The 18,655-nt window shown below is 46.9% G+C and carries 17 protein-coding genes; all 17 read right to left on the bottom strand.

The features are described from left to right. Window positions 1–7 precede the first annotated feature (7 nt). The gene (gene fliL, locus DA100_RS20060; protein ID WP_138973748.1) at window positions 8–505 is read right to left on the bottom strand and encodes a flagellar basal body-associated protein FliL; all 498 of its coding nucleotides are present in this window, start codon (window positions 503–505) and stop codon (window positions 8–10) included. A 35-nt stretch (window positions 506–540) separates the two neighbouring features. Further along, complete coding sequence (locus tag DA100_RS20055; protein ID WP_138973747.1) at window positions 541–2,571, bottom strand: flagellar hook-length control protein FliK; 2,031 nt, start codon at window positions 2,569–2,571, stop codon at window positions 541–543. Between the two features lie 143 nt (window positions 2,572–2,714). Beyond that, window positions 2,715–3,155 carry a flagellar export protein FliJ gene (gene fliJ / locus DA100_RS20050; protein WP_138973746.1) on the bottom strand — a complete coding sequence of 147 codons (441 nt, stop codon included), beginning with the start codon at window positions 3,153–3,155 and terminating at the stop codon, window positions 2,715–2,717. 5 nt (window positions 3,156–3,160) lie between these two features. Beyond that, window positions 3,161–4,483 carry a flagellar protein export ATPase FliI gene (gene fliI, locus DA100_RS20045; RefSeq protein ID WP_138973745.1) on the bottom strand — a complete coding sequence of 441 codons (1,323 nt, stop codon included), beginning with the start codon at window positions 4,481–4,483 and terminating at the stop codon, window positions 3,161–3,163. After that, window positions 4,483–5,283, bottom strand: a complete 801-nt coding sequence (gene fliH, locus DA100_RS20040; protein ID WP_138973744.1) for a flagellar assembly protein FliH — start codon at window positions 5,281–5,283, stop codon at window positions 4,483–4,485. Before fliH ends, fliI begins: the two co-directional genes overlap by 1 nt. Window positions 5,284–5,303: 20 nt before the next feature. Beyond that, on the bottom strand, window positions 5,304–6,359 hold the full coding sequence (gene fliG / locus DA100_RS20035; protein WP_138973743.1) for a flagellar motor switch protein FliG: 1,056 nt from the start codon (window positions 6,357–6,359) through the stop codon (window positions 5,304–5,306). Next, window positions 6,352–8,097, bottom strand: a complete 1,746-nt coding sequence (gene fliF, locus DA100_RS20030) for a flagellar basal-body MS-ring/collar protein FliF (protein WP_138973742.1) — start codon at window positions 8,095–8,097, stop codon at window positions 6,352–6,354. The genes fliG and fliF overlap by 8 nt, the downstream gene beginning before the upstream one ends. Window positions 8,098–8,113: 16 nt before the next feature. Further along, window positions 8,114–8,425, bottom strand: a complete 312-nt coding sequence (fliE, locus tag DA100_RS20025; protein ID WP_138973741.1) for a flagellar hook-basal body complex protein FliE — start codon at window positions 8,423–8,425, stop codon at window positions 8,114–8,116. Window positions 8,426–8,523: 98 nt separating this feature from the next. Further along, window positions 8,524–9,924, bottom strand: coding sequence for a sigma-54 dependent transcriptional regulator (locus DA100_RS20020; protein ID WP_138973740.1), 1,401 nt, complete (start codon window positions 9,922–9,924; stop codon window positions 8,524–8,526). After that, the gene (locus tag DA100_RS20015) at window positions 9,924–10,985 is read right to left on the bottom strand and encodes an ATP-binding protein (RefSeq protein ID WP_138973739.1); all 1,062 of its coding nucleotides are present in this window, start codon (window positions 10,983–10,985) and stop codon (window positions 9,924–9,926) included. Before DA100_RS20015 ends, DA100_RS20020 begins: the two co-directional genes overlap by 1 nt. Window positions 10,986–11,107: 122 nt before the next feature. Then, a complete protein-coding gene (locus DA100_RS20010) occupies window positions 11,108–12,574 on the bottom strand; it encodes a sigma-54 dependent transcriptional regulator (protein WP_138973738.1) in 1,467 nt (488 codons plus the stop codon). A gap of 271 nt (window positions 12,575–12,845) precedes the next feature. Next, window positions 12,846–13,256 (bottom strand): flagellar export chaperone FliS, encoded by a 411-nt coding sequence (gene fliS, locus DA100_RS20005; protein ID WP_138973737.1) that lies wholly within the window; start codon window positions 13,254–13,256, stop codon window positions 12,846–12,848. Between the two features lie 16 nt (window positions 13,257–13,272). Continuing rightward, a complete protein-coding gene (locus tag DA100_RS20000) occupies window positions 13,273–13,596 on the bottom strand; it encodes a flagellar protein FliT (protein WP_138973736.1) in 324 nt (107 codons plus the stop codon). Then, entirely contained in the window at window positions 13,583–15,604 is a 2,022-nt protein-coding gene (fliD, locus tag DA100_RS19995; protein ID WP_138973735.1) for a flagellar filament capping protein FliD, read from the bottom strand. Before fliD ends, DA100_RS20000 begins: the two co-directional genes overlap by 14 nt. A 19-nt stretch (window positions 15,605–15,623) precedes the next feature. Continuing rightward, window positions 15,624–16,052, bottom strand: coding sequence for a flagellar protein FlaG (gene flaG, locus DA100_RS19990; protein WP_138973734.1), 429 nt, complete (start codon window positions 16,050–16,052; stop codon window positions 15,624–15,626). Window positions 16,053–16,123: 71 nt separating this feature from the next. Beyond that, window positions 16,124–17,257, bottom strand: a complete 1,134-nt coding sequence (locus tag DA100_RS19985; protein ID WP_138973733.1) for a flagellin — start codon at window positions 17,255–17,257, stop codon at window positions 16,124–16,126. A 227-nt stretch (window positions 17,258–17,484) separates the two neighbouring features. Further along, window positions 17,485–18,618: a flagellin gene (locus tag DA100_RS19980; protein ID WP_138973732.1), complete on the bottom strand. Its 1,134-nt coding sequence runs from the start codon at window positions 18,616–18,618 to the stop codon at window positions 17,485–17,487. Between the last annotated feature and the right edge of the window lie 37 nt (window positions 18,619–18,655).

Here is an 18,655-nt window from a genome sequence, read left to right as displayed (position 1 = left end):
GCATCACCTACTGCATTACAAAATCGGTAAATAGCACACGCTCAATCACTGGTTGACCTACCGCGCGATTCAAGCTTGCTTTAATGTCGTCGGTCGCTTTTTCTCGCAGTTCGACACGGCCATTGGCAGTACGCAATTGATCAACGGTCGCCGACGCAAACGTACTCAATAATGAACTTTCAATCAGAGGAGAGTGGTAGCGGGCGAGATTTTCGTTCTCTGAACCACGAACCATCAACTGTACCTTAATCTGTACTAAGCGATCTTTTTTGTCGCCTGTGACATTAAATAAAAACGGTTGGGGAATATTAACGTAAGCGACAGGATCGACAGGCGCAGCCATTTGCGGCTGGGTGGTCTGAGCGGTTTCCGCAGAATCATCCGAACCCATCAAGAAAAATGCAGCACCACCGCCACCCGCGAGTAACACCACGGCAGCAATGATGATAATGATCAGCTTACCTTTGCCTTTGGGCGCTTCCGTTTCGATTTCTTCAACTGCCATAACTTAACGTTCTCTATCTCTTTGTTTTTTACAGTTTAAGCGTAATAGCTAATTCCATCACGCTTTGCAGCGACATTCAAATCAAGATTGATGTCTGGTTCAAGGTTTTCTTCACCAAACAAGCCCTGACCGCTGCTTCCCTGACCAGAATTACCCTGTCCGTTATCTGCGTAGCGTCTCTGCTGCTGACCGGAAGCCTGCTGCTGAACTGAGCTGTCACCTAATTGTACACCCTGCTGGGCAAGCATCTCACGTAATCTTGGCATTGATTGTTCAATCACATCGCGAGCTTGCTGATTGGCGACGGTAAAATGAACCGTAGCCACATCTCCATTCATATTCATACGAATTTGCATACGACCCAATTCAGGGGGATCTAAGCGAATGTCGATGTTCTTTAGGTTTTTCGACATCATCATCTGAACTCGCTCTGCCACTTGTTCTCCAGCTATTTCTCGCGTCAGTTGCAATGGCACTTGCGCCGCCGCTTGCTCTGCGCGTATCTGACCTAACGAGTTAGGGCCTTGCTGCCCCGATACCTGAGCGAGTTGCTGAGCAAAAGCCGAACTCGACTCCGAGGCGGGCTGACCACCATCTTTACCGCCGACTAGCTTACCGAGCGAACCTGCCGCTTTTGCACCCAGTGCCGCTTTAAGCACTGCCTGATCCTGTGTAAGCGCCGCGTGAGGCGTTGCTGCCACTTGTTGCATCTGGCTTGCCATCAAGTCCGTTGGCATCGCAGAAACAGCGGATTGTTGTTGCGACATTTGTGCCGCTGTCTGGGCCATTTGGGCTTGAGCTTGCTGTGTGGTAAGTGCCTGATGAACCGACTGAGCCACCGCCGCTTGTTGCGCTTTTGGTGGCGTTTCTGGCTTGATCGACACTTCATCAGTTAACGCGGGTTCATTGGTGGAAGCCCAAGGAATCGCCCCTGCCGTAACAGCCGCGGCAGCAATGGTTACATCCGCCGGTGCTTCACTGGCCACATCACTCGCAGACATCATCACTTGGTTGCTTGGCTGTGCACTGTCTAGTGCGGTGGCTAAAGATTTACTTGGCTTATCTGTCACCTTGGTCGCCGCCACTGTGCTAGCGGCAATAGCCCCTGCCGCTAGCCCCACATCATTAGCTGAGGCATCATTTTCTTCTTCAGAGCCGTCGGCTGGGCTCTGTTTCATCATGACTTCTGCGCTGAGCGCTGTCTCATCAAGGGCAACCGCGGACAGTTCTGCCGTTTCCTGTGGTAACGTGTTGTCTTTGTTAACCTTTGCAACAGAGGCACTTAACACTGCGGCTTGTTGCGCCACCTGACTGCCGCTCTCTTCGTCAGCAACTACTTGACTGTCTTGCTGAATAAATTTTTGTGCTGAAGCGGGTACGATAACGTCTTCACCGTCCGCCTTCATAACAACTTGCTGCTTTAGGCTATCACTGTCACTGACTTTTGAGGTTGGTTCACCACTCGGGGCCATCTCTTGTCTAGACTGGCTGTCAGTTGCAGTCACTTTAGTGGCGTCAGAAGAGACGTTTTGTTGCTCTTCTGCAGCCGAGATTTTTTGTGAGACACGGTGTTGAGTATCAATCTGATCCTGTGGCAACTCTTTGCCGTCAGCCGGTTGTAGCGCTTTATTCGCAGTATCAAGTCGCTGCAATACTTCGTCATTTTCAGAGACAATTTTCGCCGCTGAATGAGAGTTTTCGTCTTGTTGTGAGATCTCAGGCTTGGCACTTTGAGCAACATCTTTCGTGACCCTAGCTGTGTCAGCGTCTTCCGCCTCACTTTCATCAGACACGAGAAGTTCATCGACACTTTGGCTCTCTGTCGCTTGCGCTTTTACGTCGCTAACGCCCGACTCACCTTTAGATACCGACGTTTGCTCGGCACTGGCCTCTGCACCCTCTACCTTACCTGCGCTCTCTTTAGTGCTAGTCTCACCTTTTATTAACGCCGCTAATTTGGCAAAGAAACCGCCAGACTCGGAGCTTTCGACACTCGCGTCACCACCGTCAGTGGTGGTCTTAGTCACTTTTGGACTTTCCGATACCGATGATAAATTGATATTCATACCAGGTTCACTCTCAGTTGCTTCACGCCGAGAAGGCTCTACGCGGCAAAGACGCCGATTCATTGCATACAAGTTGGATTAGATGTCTGCAAGAAACACGCCAACGATAATCAAAGAATGACTTTGCTCACAGAAGTGAGAGGTTAGTTCGAAATTCGACGTGAGTACTGAAGGGTAGAAAATTCATCCATCTGCTTTTGCTCCCTGATATTTTGCAGACGCTGCTTTTCGGTTTGTTTTTTCTCAATAAGCCACTCGTATGAACGACGCTGCTTTCGACTCTCTAACCAGTTATGCTCGCAGTTATTAACCTGGCCTTTGAAATGCGACTCGGCTTGCTTCTGCTTAGACAAGGTCTCATCTAAAGTGGTTAAAAAACGGTTTAAATGCGAGTACTGACTAGCGGTCAAACCTTGTTGTCCACGGTCAACCAACTGCTGACAGTAATCAAGGCGATACTTTTCAATTTGCTCAAGCTGCTGATAGTAGCTTTCAAGCTCATTGCGAGCTTGGTTTAACGCCAATACTGCTTGGTTTTCGCGCTCTTTGGCCTGCTCTAACAAAAACTCCAGTGCATTATCCATAAGCGTTAATCACCCTGCAGCAGACCACGTAGCATGTTGATACACATGTCATAAGGTACGGTCTCTTTCATTGTTTGTTGCAAGTAAATATCAAGCTTAGGCTTGAGAGTGAATGCACCATCAATCGCCGGATCGGTACCCGGCTTGTATGCACCAATCGATACTAGGTCTTGATTCTTACGACAGATAGAGAGAACTTGGCGCACCGCTTTCGACATTAGGACATGTTCTTCGGAGGTGATCTGTGGCATTACACGACTGACCGATTTTTCAACATCAATCGCGGGGTAGTGCCCTGCATCCGCCATCTCACGCGACAACACCACGTGACCATCCAAAATGGCTCGTGAGGCGTCTGCGATTGGATCTTGCAAGTCATCCCCTTCGGTCAGCACGGTAAAGAATGCGGTAATCGAGCCTTGCTCCGGACTACCGTTACCCGCTCGCTCTACCAAAGCAGGTAATTTGGCAAACACGGAAGGTGGATAACCTTTGGTTGCCGGAGGTTCTCCTACCGATAAAGCGATTTCACGTTGTGCCTGCGCGAAGCGGGTTAGTGAGTCCATCAGCAACAGGACGTCTAAGCCCTGATCACGAAAGTACTCAGCAATGGTTAGCGCGGTCTGACACCCTTTCAAACGCATTAGTGGAGACGAGTCGGCTGGCGCAGCGACAACGACAGAGCGCTGTCGACCATCGACACCGAGGATTTCTTCAATGAATTCTTTAACTTCTCGTCCACGCTCACCAATCAAGCCCACGACGACAACTTGAGCCGTTGTGCCTCGCGTCATCATACCTAGTGTCACCGACTTACCGACACCGGAACCTGCAAATAGACCGATACGCTGGCCTTTACCAACGGTGAGTAATCCATTAATGGCTTTGATGCCGACATCAAGAGGTTCAGAAATCGGTTTACGTGCTAATGGGTTAATGGGATCCGCATTGAAGGAGGCGCGTTTTTCGGTGTAGATCGGCCCTAAACCATCCAGTGGGTTACCTACGCCGTCAATAACCCGACCGAGCAACTCCATCCCAACTGGCAGACCCGTTTCGCTCGTCATCGGTGTCACTTTAGCACCAGGGAGCACACCTGTGATCTGCTCGCTAGGCATCAAGAAGAGATTGTCACCTGAGAAGCCCACTACCTCGGCTTCCATTTCGCCGTGCATGGTCTCAACTTTACATAAGCTCCCAATTGGCGCTCTGCATCCGGTAGCTTCCAGCGTCAGGCCAACCACTCGCACCAACTTACCTGACGCAACCGGACGGCAAGTCAGACCTTTGGTTTTGTATTGAGATAGGCGTTCTGCAAGAGCCAGCACTACTCACCACCTTGGTGGCGATTCACCCCACAGAAGCTTTGAATTACGCTGCGAATACGATCTTCAAGACGATAATTAACACTCGACTCCCCAGCCTCAATCTGAACATCACCACGATTGAGGGCGGGTTCGCTCATTAAAGTCCAATTACGAAAACTCAGTTGTTCCTCTCCGTAAGAAGAACGAATGATATCAACATCATCTGGGTGGAGTTTTAAGGTGATGGCATGGCCAGAGATAGGCAATGATTCTACCGATTGTTTGATCGTGTCGAGGATAACCTGAGGATTGATTTGAACTTCAACATGGACTACTTCTTTAACTAAAGTCAGTACCATGTCGACCAATTGCTTTTCCACCTGAGCATTCATCAGCTCCAATGGTTGAGCAAACTGGTTGGCTAAGCCAATAAAGGTTTCCACTTGCTGCTGAATAAACTCTTGCCCAGCGGCAACACCTTCAATTTTTCCGGCTTCAAGACCTTCCTGATGACCTTCCTGTAAGCCCTGCTCCTTGCCTTTATCGTAGCCTTGCTTAAAGCCCGCTTCTTGGCCTTGGTGCAGACCTTCCTGATAAGCTTGCTGCTTGATCAGTTCGATCTCTTCTTCGGTTAGCGCTTTCGGCGTCTCTTCGGCAACAGGCTCAGCAATAGGCATCCAGCTAGGATCGTAATTCATCGCTGTCTTTTTCGCCTGTTTATGGGTTTGCGCCGTGTAATCAGGCATACCCCATCGCTCTGGTTTTTCAACCAAATCGTCGTTATCAAGACGTAAAAAGCCGCGTTTTCGTTCCCCAGACATAGGCACCCTACTTAATTAAATTATAAGAACTCGTCGGCACCACCACCCAGCATGATCTCACCAGAGTCAGCCATGCGTCGGGCGATAGCCAGAACTTCTTTCTGCGCAGCTTCAACGTCAGACACTTTAATTGGTGGCATTGCTTCAAGGTCATCACGCATCATCTCAGCAGCACGCTTAGACATGTTCTTGAAGATCTTCTCACGCAAGGCATCATCGGCACCTTTAAGCGCACGCTGAAGCGCATCCTGTGGAACGTCGCGCAATAGTTTCTGAATACCTTGGTCGTCGACTTCGATAAGGTTTTCGAAGACAAACATCAGATCTTGAATCTGAGTCGCCATATCTTCGTCTTGATCGCGAATTTGATCCATCAAGACACCTTCGATGTTGTTGTCCATGTAGTTCATGATTTCGGCAGCTGCCTTCAGGCCACCAATCTTGGCAGCTTGAGCACCCGCTTGACCTGCGAACTGTTTCTCCATGATTTCGTTCAGTTCTGCTAGAGCAGAAGGCTGAACTTCTTCAAGGTTGGCGATACGCATCATAAGGTCTAGGCGGTCACGCTCTGCAAACTGAGAAAGAATCTCAGCGGACTGATCTGGCTCAAGATACGAAAGTACAATCGTTTGAATTTGGGGGTGCTCATTGATAATAATGCTCGCCACCTGACGTGGGTCCATCCATTTCAATGAATCAAGACCTTTAGAACCGGTACCCAGCAGGATTTGGTCAACAAGGTTATTCGCTTTGTCTTCACCTAAGGCGGCAACTAGTGCATTACGCATAAAATCTTCGCTGCCCATACCAATGTTGGTGTACTTCTGAATATCTGCCAAGAAAGCGCGGTGAACGGCGCCCACCTTATCTTGACTTAGGTCGGAAGCTCGCGCCATAGCGCTACCCACTCGTTGAACTTGCTTGGGTTCTAGATGGCGAATAATACCCGCAGCGTCTTCCTCATTCAGACTGAGTAATAGAATCGCCGCGCGCTCTTCGCCCGGGATGGTTGATATATCCACGGTGTTTTCTGCTACCTCACCGCCTACTTCTTGTGGAACTATTTCGTTAGGCATCTTGCATCCAATTCTTCACTACTTGTGCCGCTAGCTCAGGCTCGTTTGCTACTAGAGCACGTACCGCTTTCAGCACATCTTCATCTTTGTGTAGGTTAGGTAAGTCTATGCTTGAGCCAAACTCAAACAACTCACCACCATCTAAGTCACCGCCGATTAAGCTGGTTTCGCCATCAACCCCAATAGGTAGACCATCCGGTCCGTAAAGTTGATCGTCATCATCAGACGCAGGGTTGAGAAGTTTTTTCATTGCTGGGCGGACAAGGACTAACACCACCACAATGATTACCAACGCACTTGCGAACCAACGAATCCAGTCATTAAAGTTAGGATGTTCCCAAATTGGCACATCTGCGATGGTTTCTGTTTCTGGTTCAGCAAACTGCATACTCAAAACATTTAGTAAGTCTCCACGAGCATCGCTATAGCCAACCGTACCTATCAGAATCTGTCTAATAGAGTTTAGCTCAGCGTCTGAGATTGGTTGGTAACTGGTTTCCCCTGTTTCAGGATTGACCACTGAGCGATTTTTAACCGCCACAGCAACTGTCTGACGATTGACCACTCCAGTCTGACGACGTTCATGACTTATGGTGGTATCCAGTTCAAAGTTACGAGTTGCTTCTTTGTGGACTGACCCTTGACCAAGTGTTGTGCCATCTTTCATCTGGGCTACATCTTGAGGAATTGATGCATCCGCTGGCGGCTGATTACTTAAAGCACCAGGCACACCCGCGACGACGTTGCCATTATTGTAGTCTTCAAGTGTGTACTCGCTACGAGTCGATGGGGTATTAGGGTCAAAGCTCTTACGAGTCTGCTCTACAGCACTGAAATCCAGCTCGATATCCACTTGGGCGGTATAGTTACCAAAACCAAGAATTGGGATAAGAATCGAATCAATTTTATCGCGCAGAGCCTGTTCTTGTTTACGCTCAAGTTCATGTTCTTTGCGACGCGCAGACGAGGCTGGGTCTTGGCTACCCGAACTTAGCAGGCGGCCATGTTGATCGGTAACCGTAATGCGGTTCGGTTTCATACCAGGAACGGCACTTGAAACCATGTCTACCACAGAATCTACCTCTTCTTGCTTGAGGTTAGCTCCGGTTTTGAGAGTAAGGAATACTGAAGCTGACGCTTCTTGATTGTGTCGAACAAATACGCTTTGTTTCGGTAATGCCAATAGAACTCGTGCTTTACGCACTTGTTTCATCTCTTCTATCGCCTTAGATAGCTGACGTTCACGGCTTAGCTTTAAGCGTTCTTGTTCTAAGCGCTGAGAAACCCCAAAACCCATGTCTTGCAGCAAGATGTCATCGCCTGCCTGTTTCTCTTGGTTAAGACCGGCTCTGACCATACCCAGTTTAAGCGAGTTAAAATCACTCGTAGGAACTAAAATGGTGTTGCCATCTAATTGGTAATCGAGTTTCTGCTGATCTAGGTAGTCAAGAATTGGGATCAGTTCTTCCGTTTCATAAACGCCTAGAGGACGCATTTCTGGCTCTTTAACCCAGAAAAACAGCATCACAATCAAAGCGACACAAATCGATATCGACAGAACGAGAACAACTTGACGAAGCAGGTCTAAATCACCGACAGCCATGTCAAATTTAGAACTGCTTTTCTCATCCAAATCTGGGTTTTGAATACCCGTATCGAGATCAGACGTACTTAACATAGTGCTGTCAGCACTGCTATCAGATAACGCCAGATCGGTTGATTGATTTTGCTCTGCCACAGACTTTACCTAAAACTTAAACCGGCATATTCATCAATTCTTTGTACGCTTCAACCAGCTTGTTACGTACTTGAATTGTTGCATCGAATGCAACGCTAGATTTGTTTCTAGCGATCATTACATCAGACAAAGACACATCTGCATCACCGCGATCAAATCGCATTTGCAAATCACTAGATGTCTTAGAAAGGCCATTGACGTTATTGATGGCACTATTCAGCATTTGCCCAAAGTCTGCGCTTACAGTGTGCCCTGTCGCCGCTGGCTTTGTGCCGCCCGCTTCAAACATCATCGCTTGCATTTCGCTTTGAAAACCATCAATTCTCATCAAAACCTCAGTAGTCAACTCTTTGACTAAACATAGTGCTGGACTTATGACGCTGCAATCCTCGTGCCACGTCAATTCGACTGACAAAAAATAGCACGTTAGTTCGGAATATCAATCCCAGCATCACGCATTTTTGCTAACTTGTAGCGCAAAGTTCGTGGACTAATGCCTAATTTTTCAGCCATTTCTTTTCGACGGCCGTTACACTCTTCTAATATCTCAAGAATAATCGCATATTCCTGATCACGCAGTTCGCCACCTAAACCAGAGCCAGACGCCAAACTGCTGGTCGCCTCTGCAACCGGTTTAACATCTAGAACTTGACACACACCTGTTTCAACGGCCACTTGCAGACTCGACGCATCTTGCCAATCAAGCCCTTCTAACAGAATTTGTTCACTGTCGATGACAGCGTTGTCGCTTAATATCAAAGCTCGCTGCATCACATTATCCAGTTCACGAACATTCCCTGGCCATGAATAAGACATCAATTTATCCGTCGCGCTTGCACTCAAAGTCGGTACTGGCATACCCAATTTCTGGCAATGTCGCTCAATCAGATGCTTTGACAACGGCTCGATATCTCCCGGACGTTCACACAGTGCTGGCCATGCGATTGGGAACACGTTAAGACGGTAGTATAAATCTTCACGGAAGTTGCCTTCTTGGACGTAGCTTTTTAAATCTCGGTTACTGGTTGCCAGCACACGAACATCCAGCTTTATGCTCTTGCGGCTACCCAGACGTTCAACTTCTCTTTCTTGAAGAACACGCAATAGCTTCGCTTGCAGGCTAAGATCCATTTCGCTGATTTCATCAAGTAAAATGGTTCCACCTTGCGCCTGTTCGAATTTACCCGGGCACGCCTGTACCGCCCCAGTAAACGCGCCTTTTTCATAACCAAAAAGGGTCGCTTCCAGCATGTTATCTGGAATAGCCGCACAGTTTATTGCGACAAAAGGGCCATCTTTGCGAAGAGAAGCATTGTGAATATAGCGTGACATGACTTCTTTACCTGAGCCACTTGGCCCCAGAACCATCACACTTGCGTCGGTTTTAGCAACTTTATCGGCTAATGCCAGCAGCTTGATGCTTTTCTCGTCAGCCACCACGGCATCACCGTTATCGTCGGATTTAACCGGCGCATAACGGCTGACCATATTAAGTAGTACCTCTGGCGCAAAAGGTTTCGCCATGTAGTCGATCGCACCGTCTTTCATCGCTGAAACGGCATCTTCAATGTTGGCATATGCCGTCATCAACAACACAGGAAGATTTGGCCAGTGCTGCTTAATGCTTCTTAACAAAGCCAAGCCACCCATGCCAGCCATTTGAACATCAGAGACAACAATGTCGATATTATTAGATTTGAGCTTAACTAGGGCATCCTCGGCGCTATCCGCTTCAAGCCACTCATAGCCAGCTAAAGCTAGCGTATCGACCAGTGCTTCGCGTAGGCCTTCATCATCTTCTACAATCAGTACCTTACTTTGAGCCATTATCTTTCTCCAGTCATAGCTTGTTGGTCAGCATTCGAGTTTTCGTTAAGCGGGATACACATAGTAAAACACGCCCCGTCACCCTGTTCTGAAATAAGTTCTAACCTTCCATCATGAGCACGACATACCATTTGTACGACAGCCAACCCAAGTCCCGTTCCCTGAGAACGAGTGGTGAAGAAAGGTTCCATTATCTTGTTTTGCAGCTCTTTCGGCACTCCAGGGCCACTGTCCTGAACTGAAATTTTGAGCTCACCATTCACAGGTCTGAAAAATACATCGACCTGTGACTGTTTTCCGGCAATCTGAATCGCATTCATGACCAAATTGCTCAGCGCGGATGCAATCGCGTTCGCATTCCCCAACAACTGAGTCTGCTCTTGCTCGACTTCAAGATAATAATCGATTTGGTTGTTTTTAAGTGCAGTCTCAACCATAGGTGAGAACTCGCTAACAAGTTGTTCAATCGTAAACGGTTTAACAACCTTATTATCTCCACCTTTTGCAAACAGCAACATATCATTGACTTGTTTTTCTAAGTCATGAAGCCTGTCCATCAGCTTGCTCTGAAAGCGTTCTTTGGTTGCTGGAGGCAAATTGGGCGCCGCTAGGTTAGAGGCATAGAGCATCGCGCTGGAAAGTGGTGTCCGAACCTGATGTGCCAGAGATGCAACCATACGTCCCAAAGAAGAGAGTCGTTGCAAATCACTGACACGCGCCTGCAATAAACGCGTTTCAGTCAAATCAGTGATCAGAATGAGCTGCCCCGTTGCGGATGCGGAGATCGCTAATCTCACTTTGCGCCCGTTTCGCAGCGATATTTCATGACCATCATCTTCGCGTGGCGCAAACGCCTGTTGAATGACTTCAAACCACTTGTCACCAACCAGTGAAAGCTCTAACAATCTTTGCGCTTCAGGGTTAGCTTCCTGAACCACGCCCTGAGTATCGAGCAAGATCACGCCCGCCGGCATAACATCGAGTACCTGCTGGTAGCGTTCGACTTGTTGTTCTAATGTGCCCAACGGCATTGGATTATCCGTTGAAGAAGTTGGATGCATGACGTATTTCTGCCTTAAAAACTACAATAGCCTACCGTGCAAAAAGCAAGCCAGGCTATTTTATATATTTTTCAACAACTTAACATCAGGTCGAAAATTTGACAGTCAATAATTAAACGTTACTAACGCTGTAGATTGTACTTTCTCATTTTCTCAACCAAAGTCGTGCGACGCATGCCGAGCATATCCGCAGCTCGTGCCACAACACCACCTTGTGCATCTAACGCTTGGTTAATCATATTAACTTCAAGATCTGCAAGCATCTCTTTCAAGTTCACACCTTCTGGCGGTAAACTTTGTGGCGCGTTTTCGTGGTCGTGGAATAAGTCATTGGATTCAAAGCTAAAATCTTCAGCAAAGATATCTTGTAACGCATCGCGTTCTAGCTCTTCAACCGAATCCATCTTGTTGTACTCTGGTTGGAACTCTGGAATATCGCTGTATCGATATTTAGTTGGTAAATGATTCACATCAACCAGACTATTTGGATAGAGGATAATCATACGTTCAACCAGATTCGCCAATTCGCGTACGTTGCCTGGCCACTCATGTTCCATTAGTGAATTAATCGAACGAGGCGTAAAGCAGATAGGTTGAGCGCCTTCAGACTCCATTCGAGTCATCAACTCTTGCAACAACAGCGGAATGTCATCTTTTCTGTCGCGTAACGCTGGCATCTCAATAGGAAAAACATTGAGTCGGTAGTAGAGGTCTTCACGGAAAGACTCACCATTGATCATCGTATCAAGATCACGATGAGTTGCAGCAATAATGCGCACATCCACACGAATCGTCGTGTTACCGCCAACGCGTTCGAAACAACGCTCTTGAAGTACACGTAACAGCTTAACCTGCATAGGCATTGGCATATCGCCAATTTCATCCAAAAACAGGGTTCCACCTTCAGCAAGTTCAAAACGGCCTTTACGTGATGTAATCGCACCAGTAAACGCCCCTTTCTCATGACCGAATAATTCGCTTTCCAATAAGTCTGGCGGAATAGCACCACAGTTAATCGGTACAAATGGTCCGTTTCTACGTGCTGAATGGTAATGGATATTGCGCGCCACCACCTCTTTGCCAGTACCAGACTCACCGAGGATCAATACGTTGGCTTCAGTACCTGAGACTTGCTCGATAAGGTGTCTAACCTCTTTGATGCCATGACTTTGGCCGACCAAACTGCGGAAAAGTGTATTTTTACGTGACGAAGAAGGTACATTAACCCCTTTACGACCAAGAAAATCTTTACAGTGGCGCAAGGCTTCACTTAATTGCGGATAATTTAGGGGATACTCCAGATCGCCGACATAATTTGTCAGATCTTCTACTGGATAGGAATGCTTTCCTGCAATCAGCAACGGTATATGGTTGGCCTTGGATAGCTTGTCACTCAGCTTGGTAGATAACTTTTTGTCGTTAAGAGAACCTAGAATACAGCCGGCCCACACTCGTGACCAATCCAGATCATCGAGTTGATCAGAACTGATGGCCTCACACTGTTCTCCAACAAATTCTAAAATATTACTTAGATTGATACGTGCTTGCACATCATCTTCAATCACAAGTAGTTTCGCTAAACCTTGCATAGGTGAGATTGTTTGCCTTTATTGTAAAACGTTGTGGCTGGATAATTATTTCTAACGCCATTTGTAACTATAGATCAGATACATCAGACAATTGACAAATATCAGCAACAAAAAAAGCCACTGACCCGTTAGTAGCTTCTATTCTATTTGATAAAAAAAATAAGGCAACCAAGCAATTACTTGATGTGACGTTCAACCAAAAGCTAATCAGTCATATTATTTCATTCATCACACATTTCTATACAAAATGTATGCAAACATTCGCTTAACGCTAGATTCCGACGTCACCCGCGGTGAGGTTGTGATATTCGTTCGGAATCTGATCCCATGCGGACTTAATTTCTCTTATGATTTCAATCACATCATCAATCGGCTGTGGATCATTGCGATGATTCGCATCTGTGATCTGAGTGATCATAAACTCATAGAGCTGATCTAGGTTTTGAGCAATGTCCCCACCGTCATCCATAGAAAGACAGCTACGCAGGCTGATAATAATGTCCAGCGCTTTACCTAGGCGCTCGCCTTTGACAGGAATATTGCCCGCTTGCATCGCCGCTTTGCCTTGAATCAAACGTTCAATAGCGCCAGCCATTAGCATTTGAACAATTTTATGCGGGGAGGCCGCACTGAGCTGGCTATCAACCGATACCTTCTTGTAAGCCTGTAGTGAACCACGCATAACAACCCTCTTAAATTTATAAAAATTTTTGATACTGCTGAACTGATCGTTTACCGTGACGATACTTTTGCAGCGCCACACCTAGTTCAGCAGTTTTACTACTCATTAACTCTACAACAGTTTGCGTTCTTTCAACCGCGTCGTGCCACTGTTGTAACTTGGCAAGTTCTGGAGACGAATGAATCGCTGCCAGTAAACTTAGCAATATCTGTTCCCTTGTATCGACCAGCTTAACGATTTCTTCAGTCGATAGTTCAATCGCTGTAAGGGTTTCACTAATTATTTGATCAACTTCACATAATTCATTGAGACGTTGCTCAAAGTCTCTATCCGAGGGCATTCATCATCCCCGCTAATTGAGACTGCATCTTACTGGTCGCATCTTGCATTGCCGTAAATTTGGCGTGAGTGCGTTTTTCCAAGTTATCCATTCGACGGTCAAGTGCCGCTTGGTCATCTTGTAGTCGGTAAGTACGCTCAACCATACTGCGCTCGCGGTTACGAATCGAACCAGTAACGCCTGTTAGACCTTGAATCGCATCCTCGACTTTCTTAGCGAATCCCTGATTACCGCCAAAAAATTCTTCGAGCTTATTAAAGTTATTGTTCAACTGACGATCTAACATATCGTAGTTGATTTCCAAATTACCCTGTCTGGTCGTCGTAATGCCAAATTCGGTAAGGGTTTTTAAATCCTCTGGGGCAGGCTCGACACGTGAAGAGAATACGGCTTTCAAACGCGAATCTGCACTACGGACAATGCTGTCGCCGGCCAGCGGCCCTGCCATTCCAGTCCGAGGATCAACACCCGATAACTCCTTCGTCACTTGATAGAACTGATTGTAAGCAGCGACGAACTGTTCAATATCTTCACGTACGCCTTGTCGGTCATACTCAATATCGATTTCGGAAATGGGCTTACCTTTTTCAGTTCGCCCTTTTAGAGTCAGGTCAACACCATCAATTGCATCTTCAATAATGTTGTTGTTGCTGGAAAGTTGAGCAACGCCATCAAGTAACACTTTTGCATCTTGCGCAGACTGTACTTCCGTCATACCACGATAAGTATCAAATGAACGCTGCGCTGCCTCGAGATCGGCTTGCGCTTGATCGATACGCTCAAGGTACTCACGCTCTTCCTGCGGCAACTTGGCGCGTTCCATCTGTTTTGCTTGTTCAGGCGTCAACTCACCAGAAGCAACACGCTGAGCCAGTGCAGACTGTTCATCGGCCACTTTTTTCTCTATACGGGCTTTTTCTGCATCCAGTTTAGCTTGCGCTTCTTTGGGTGTGACGTACGAATCCGTTAGGGTTCCTGATGCCGTATTTGACCAGCCTGGTACGTCTGGCGCTTTCTCTTTCGCTTTCGCATCTAGTTGAGGTTCTGGTTCCCAGTAAGAATCGAGCAAAGTGCCCGAAGCGGTTTCACTCCAACCAGGAATACGCTCTTCTGGTTTAAGATACTTGTTTGCCTCAATCCCCGCATTTGCTGCCGCTGTCGTTGCAGCTTTAGACATTTCATTATCGGGCGTGGCCTCTTTGGCTGCGTTGGGATCTGCATTAATTGCCGCTTGCTTTGTGGTATCGGCAATCTCTTGATCGACAAGTTTTGCCGCGTCGATGATTTTTTGAGCGACTTTATCGGCAACTTTTTTCTCTGCAGGGGTGAGAGGGGCAATCAATTCCTGAGCCGCAGCACGTGCGCGTTCAAGATCTTTGACTCGTTGCTCTAGCGTTTTGTATTCGAGTTGTTTGAGCGAGTTACCCGGCTGGGCATCCACTTGCATTGAGATTTCATTGTCGCCACCGGATACGTTCGAGGCAACAATAAGACGGGGACCATCGACATCGTTAATGATTGCCGCACGGACACCCGGATTAGATTTACTGCCGTTGATACCGCGAACGATATCAACGAGCTTAGAATTCTCTTGTACATCAATAGAGAATTTTTTTTCACCCAGTGAAATCTGCAACTTGCCCGGTCCAAATTTCGCATCTTCTGGCAAAACATCAGACGCAATTTTGTGACTTTGGGCAAGTTGCAACACATCGATAGCATATCGACCAGCGATAGCATCAGTGGTTGCCGTCGCGGATACGACAGTGTCGTCTGTTGACGCCACTGTTCTTGCGGCGAAAGCTTTCTCTTGACGAAAGCTCGCCATCAAGTTTTTCATCGTATCCAGCGACTCTCTGAGCCGGCCATAAGCACTGATACTGGAATCAATTTGGGTCCGCTCACTGTCGATACGTTGCTGTTTAGGAACACGCTCCGAATCCACAATTTTGCTGACCATAGAATTGATATCCATGCCAGAATTCATGCCTATAGGGCCAAAACTCATTCACTCACCTCAAGTACGATTACACCGTTTGGTTAACAAGTCCCGATGAATATCGGGCCGTTTGTTCCCTTAGGCGTCGTAAGATCTCTAACATTTCCTCATCGGGTATCTGACGAATAATATCACCAGTATCCGCTTCATATATCGTTACAACATCTCTACCGGACTCTTCGTCCACCCTAAAGGATAAGCCCTTATTGATAGATGATATGAAATCATTCATCTGCTCAACAATCCTTTCACGCTCCGCCCTGTTTAGCTTCTCCCTCTCTTGCGAGGCTTCGATGGCTTTTTCAACAGTTTGAGACGCTTTTTCGCTTACCTCAGTTGTAGAGACCTGCTCCTTTCGCGAGGAAACTTGCTGTACACCATCGTACTTAGAAGCAAGTTTAGTGCCACTTTCTGAGCCATAAGGCTGGATGTTCGATGTGTAGGATGGTATTTCCATAACGATCTCCCTTCCACCTTAGCAGGTCACAACATAATGTTGTACCAATAAGCTCCTGTCGAACCTATCGATTAACCTAATAAGCTAAGTGCTGCCGACGGGGACTGCTTAGCTTGCGCTAGGACAGATGTACTCGCTTGCTGAAGAATTTGCGATTTAGTCATCGCAGTAGTTTCTCTCGCATAGTCTGTATCAACAATTCGACTACGAGATGCATTCACATTCTCGTTGATGTTGTCTAAGTTGGTGATCGCGTGACCAAAACGGTTTTGGAATGCACCCAGTTCAGCACGTTGGCTATCTACAGTTTTCAATGCGCCGTCGATCACAGATACCGCTAGCTGAGAGCCTGCAACTGTCGTTACATCTACATCAGCAACAGTACGATCTTCTGCAGCACCGAAACCAATTTCACCACCAAGTCCACCACCAATAGTGACGTCTGTAGCAACTTTATTAGATGCTGCAAATAGCTGTAGTTTACCCTCTTCACCAACAGATGCTTTCACATCTTCACTTTGACCATTAATGTACGTTGCAAGCTGCTCGACATCGTCGCCAACTTTAGCATTTATGGTGATGTTTTTCGCTTCACCATGTACATCAGTATAGCCCAGTGTAAGGTCGGTCGCTCCTGCTGCAACAGCCCAATCAGCGTCTTTACCAGCGGTTGCAATGTATGCTTTACCACCCATATCCATGGTGTCAGAACGCATGTTACCGATGCCTAGCTGTACAGCTTCACCAGAACTTGCTCCGATTTGGAAGGATTTGTCGCCAAATGTGCCGTTTAGCAGTTTGTTACCACCAAAAGAGGTAGTTTCTGCGATACGGTTTAGCTCGTCGTTAAGCGCCGTCACTTCTTCTTGAATCGCGATACGCTCGCTACGAGAGTTAGAGCCGTTTGAAGATTGAAGTGCCAAATCACGCATACGTTGAAGTATGTTGGTGGTCTCATTCATCGCACCTTCGGCTGTCTGCGCAATTGAGATACCGTCATTCGCATTTTTTACAGCCATGTCTAAGCCACGGCTTTGTGAGTTTAAGCGGTTGGAAATTTGCAAACCAGCAGCGTCATCTCGTGCACTGTTGATTTTATAACCTGAAGATAAGCGCTCCATCGATTTCTGCATCCCGTCAGTCGCACCATTAAGGTAACGCTGAGCAGTCATCGCAGACACGTTCGTGTTTACATTAATTGCCATATTTGATCTCCTTCGGCATTAGGGCGATGTGCCGCAGTGTCTCTCACCTCACTTTGGCACATCTCATTTCTCTCAATCCTTTAACGGCGAGCTAAAAAATACCTTTAGGAAAAAAATAACTTTTTTTTGCTTTTTTATCGGCGAGTATATGAAATGTGATGGAGATCATCTATTTGCGTGAGGCAAAAAAAATCCAGCCGAAGCTGGATTTTTTAATTTGAGCTTGATTAGCCTAGTAGGCTTAGTGCCGAGTTTGGCGCCTGCTTCGCTTGAGCAAGAATAGAGCTTGAAGCTTGAGAAAGAATTTGCGACTTAGTTAGTGCAGTTGTTTCTTTCGCGAAGTCAGTGTCTTTGATACGGCTCTTAGATGCATTCACGTTTTCGTTAATGTTGTCTAAGTTGTTGATAGCGTGGTTGAAGCGGTTCTGGAATGCACCCAGTTCAGCACGGTGGCTATCTACATTTTTAAGTGCAGCATCGATGATACCAACAGATTCTTGCGCACCGCCAACTGTCGTTACGTCGATAGTATCAACCGTTACGTTTGTTGCTGCGCCCATCGCTAGTTCGCCCGCTAGACCACCAGAGAAAGATACTGCGCCCTCTACTTTATCTGCACCAGCAAATACTTGTAGTTGACCATCTTCGTTTACTGACGCTTTAACCATGTCAGTTTGACCGTTGATGTATGTCGCTAGTTCTTCAATATCGTCGCCTTCTTTAGCATTGATAGTGATAGTTTGAGCGTTACCGTCTGTGTCAGTTAGGTTAACTGTTAGGTCGTTAGCACCTGCAGCTACTGTCCAGCTTGCATCTTTTGCGTTTGCAGCTTGGAAGCTTTGGCCACCCATCTTAGAGTCATCAGAGCGCATGTTGTTTAGTGAAAGCATTACCGCTTCACCGTTGTCTGCACCGATCTGCATTGATTTAGTGCCGAACGTACCGTTAAGTAGCTTATTACCACCGAAAGATGTTGTTTCAGCGATACGGTTTAGTTCGTCATTAAGTGCTGTTACTTCTTCTTGGATAGCAACACGCTCAGATTTCGAGTTTGAACCGTTAGCAGACTGTAGCGATAGGTCACGCATACGTTGCAGGATGTTTGTTGTCTCATTCATCGCACCTTCAGCCGTTTGTGCGATAGAGATACCGTCGTTCGCGTTACGTACAGCCACGTCTAGACCACGGCTTTGTACGTTTAAGCGGTTAGAAATTTGAAGACCCGCTGCATCGTCTTTAGCGCTATTGATCTTAGAACCAGATGACAAACGCTCCATTGAAGTTTGTTGAGCATTGTTCGCGCTATTTAGGTAACGCTGTGCTGTCATTGCTGATACGTTGGTGTTTACATTCACTGCCATGGTGATTTCTCCGTTTGATTTTCCGATGTTTCCGGCT

This window comes from Vibrio sp. Hep-1b-8 (genome assembly GCF_006124995.1).
Lineage (GTDB): Bacteria > Pseudomonadota > Gammaproteobacteria > Enterobacterales > Vibrionaceae > Vibrio.
Note: the sequence above shows the minus strand (reverse complement) of the source record. Positions and strands in the feature narration are given on the sequence as shown.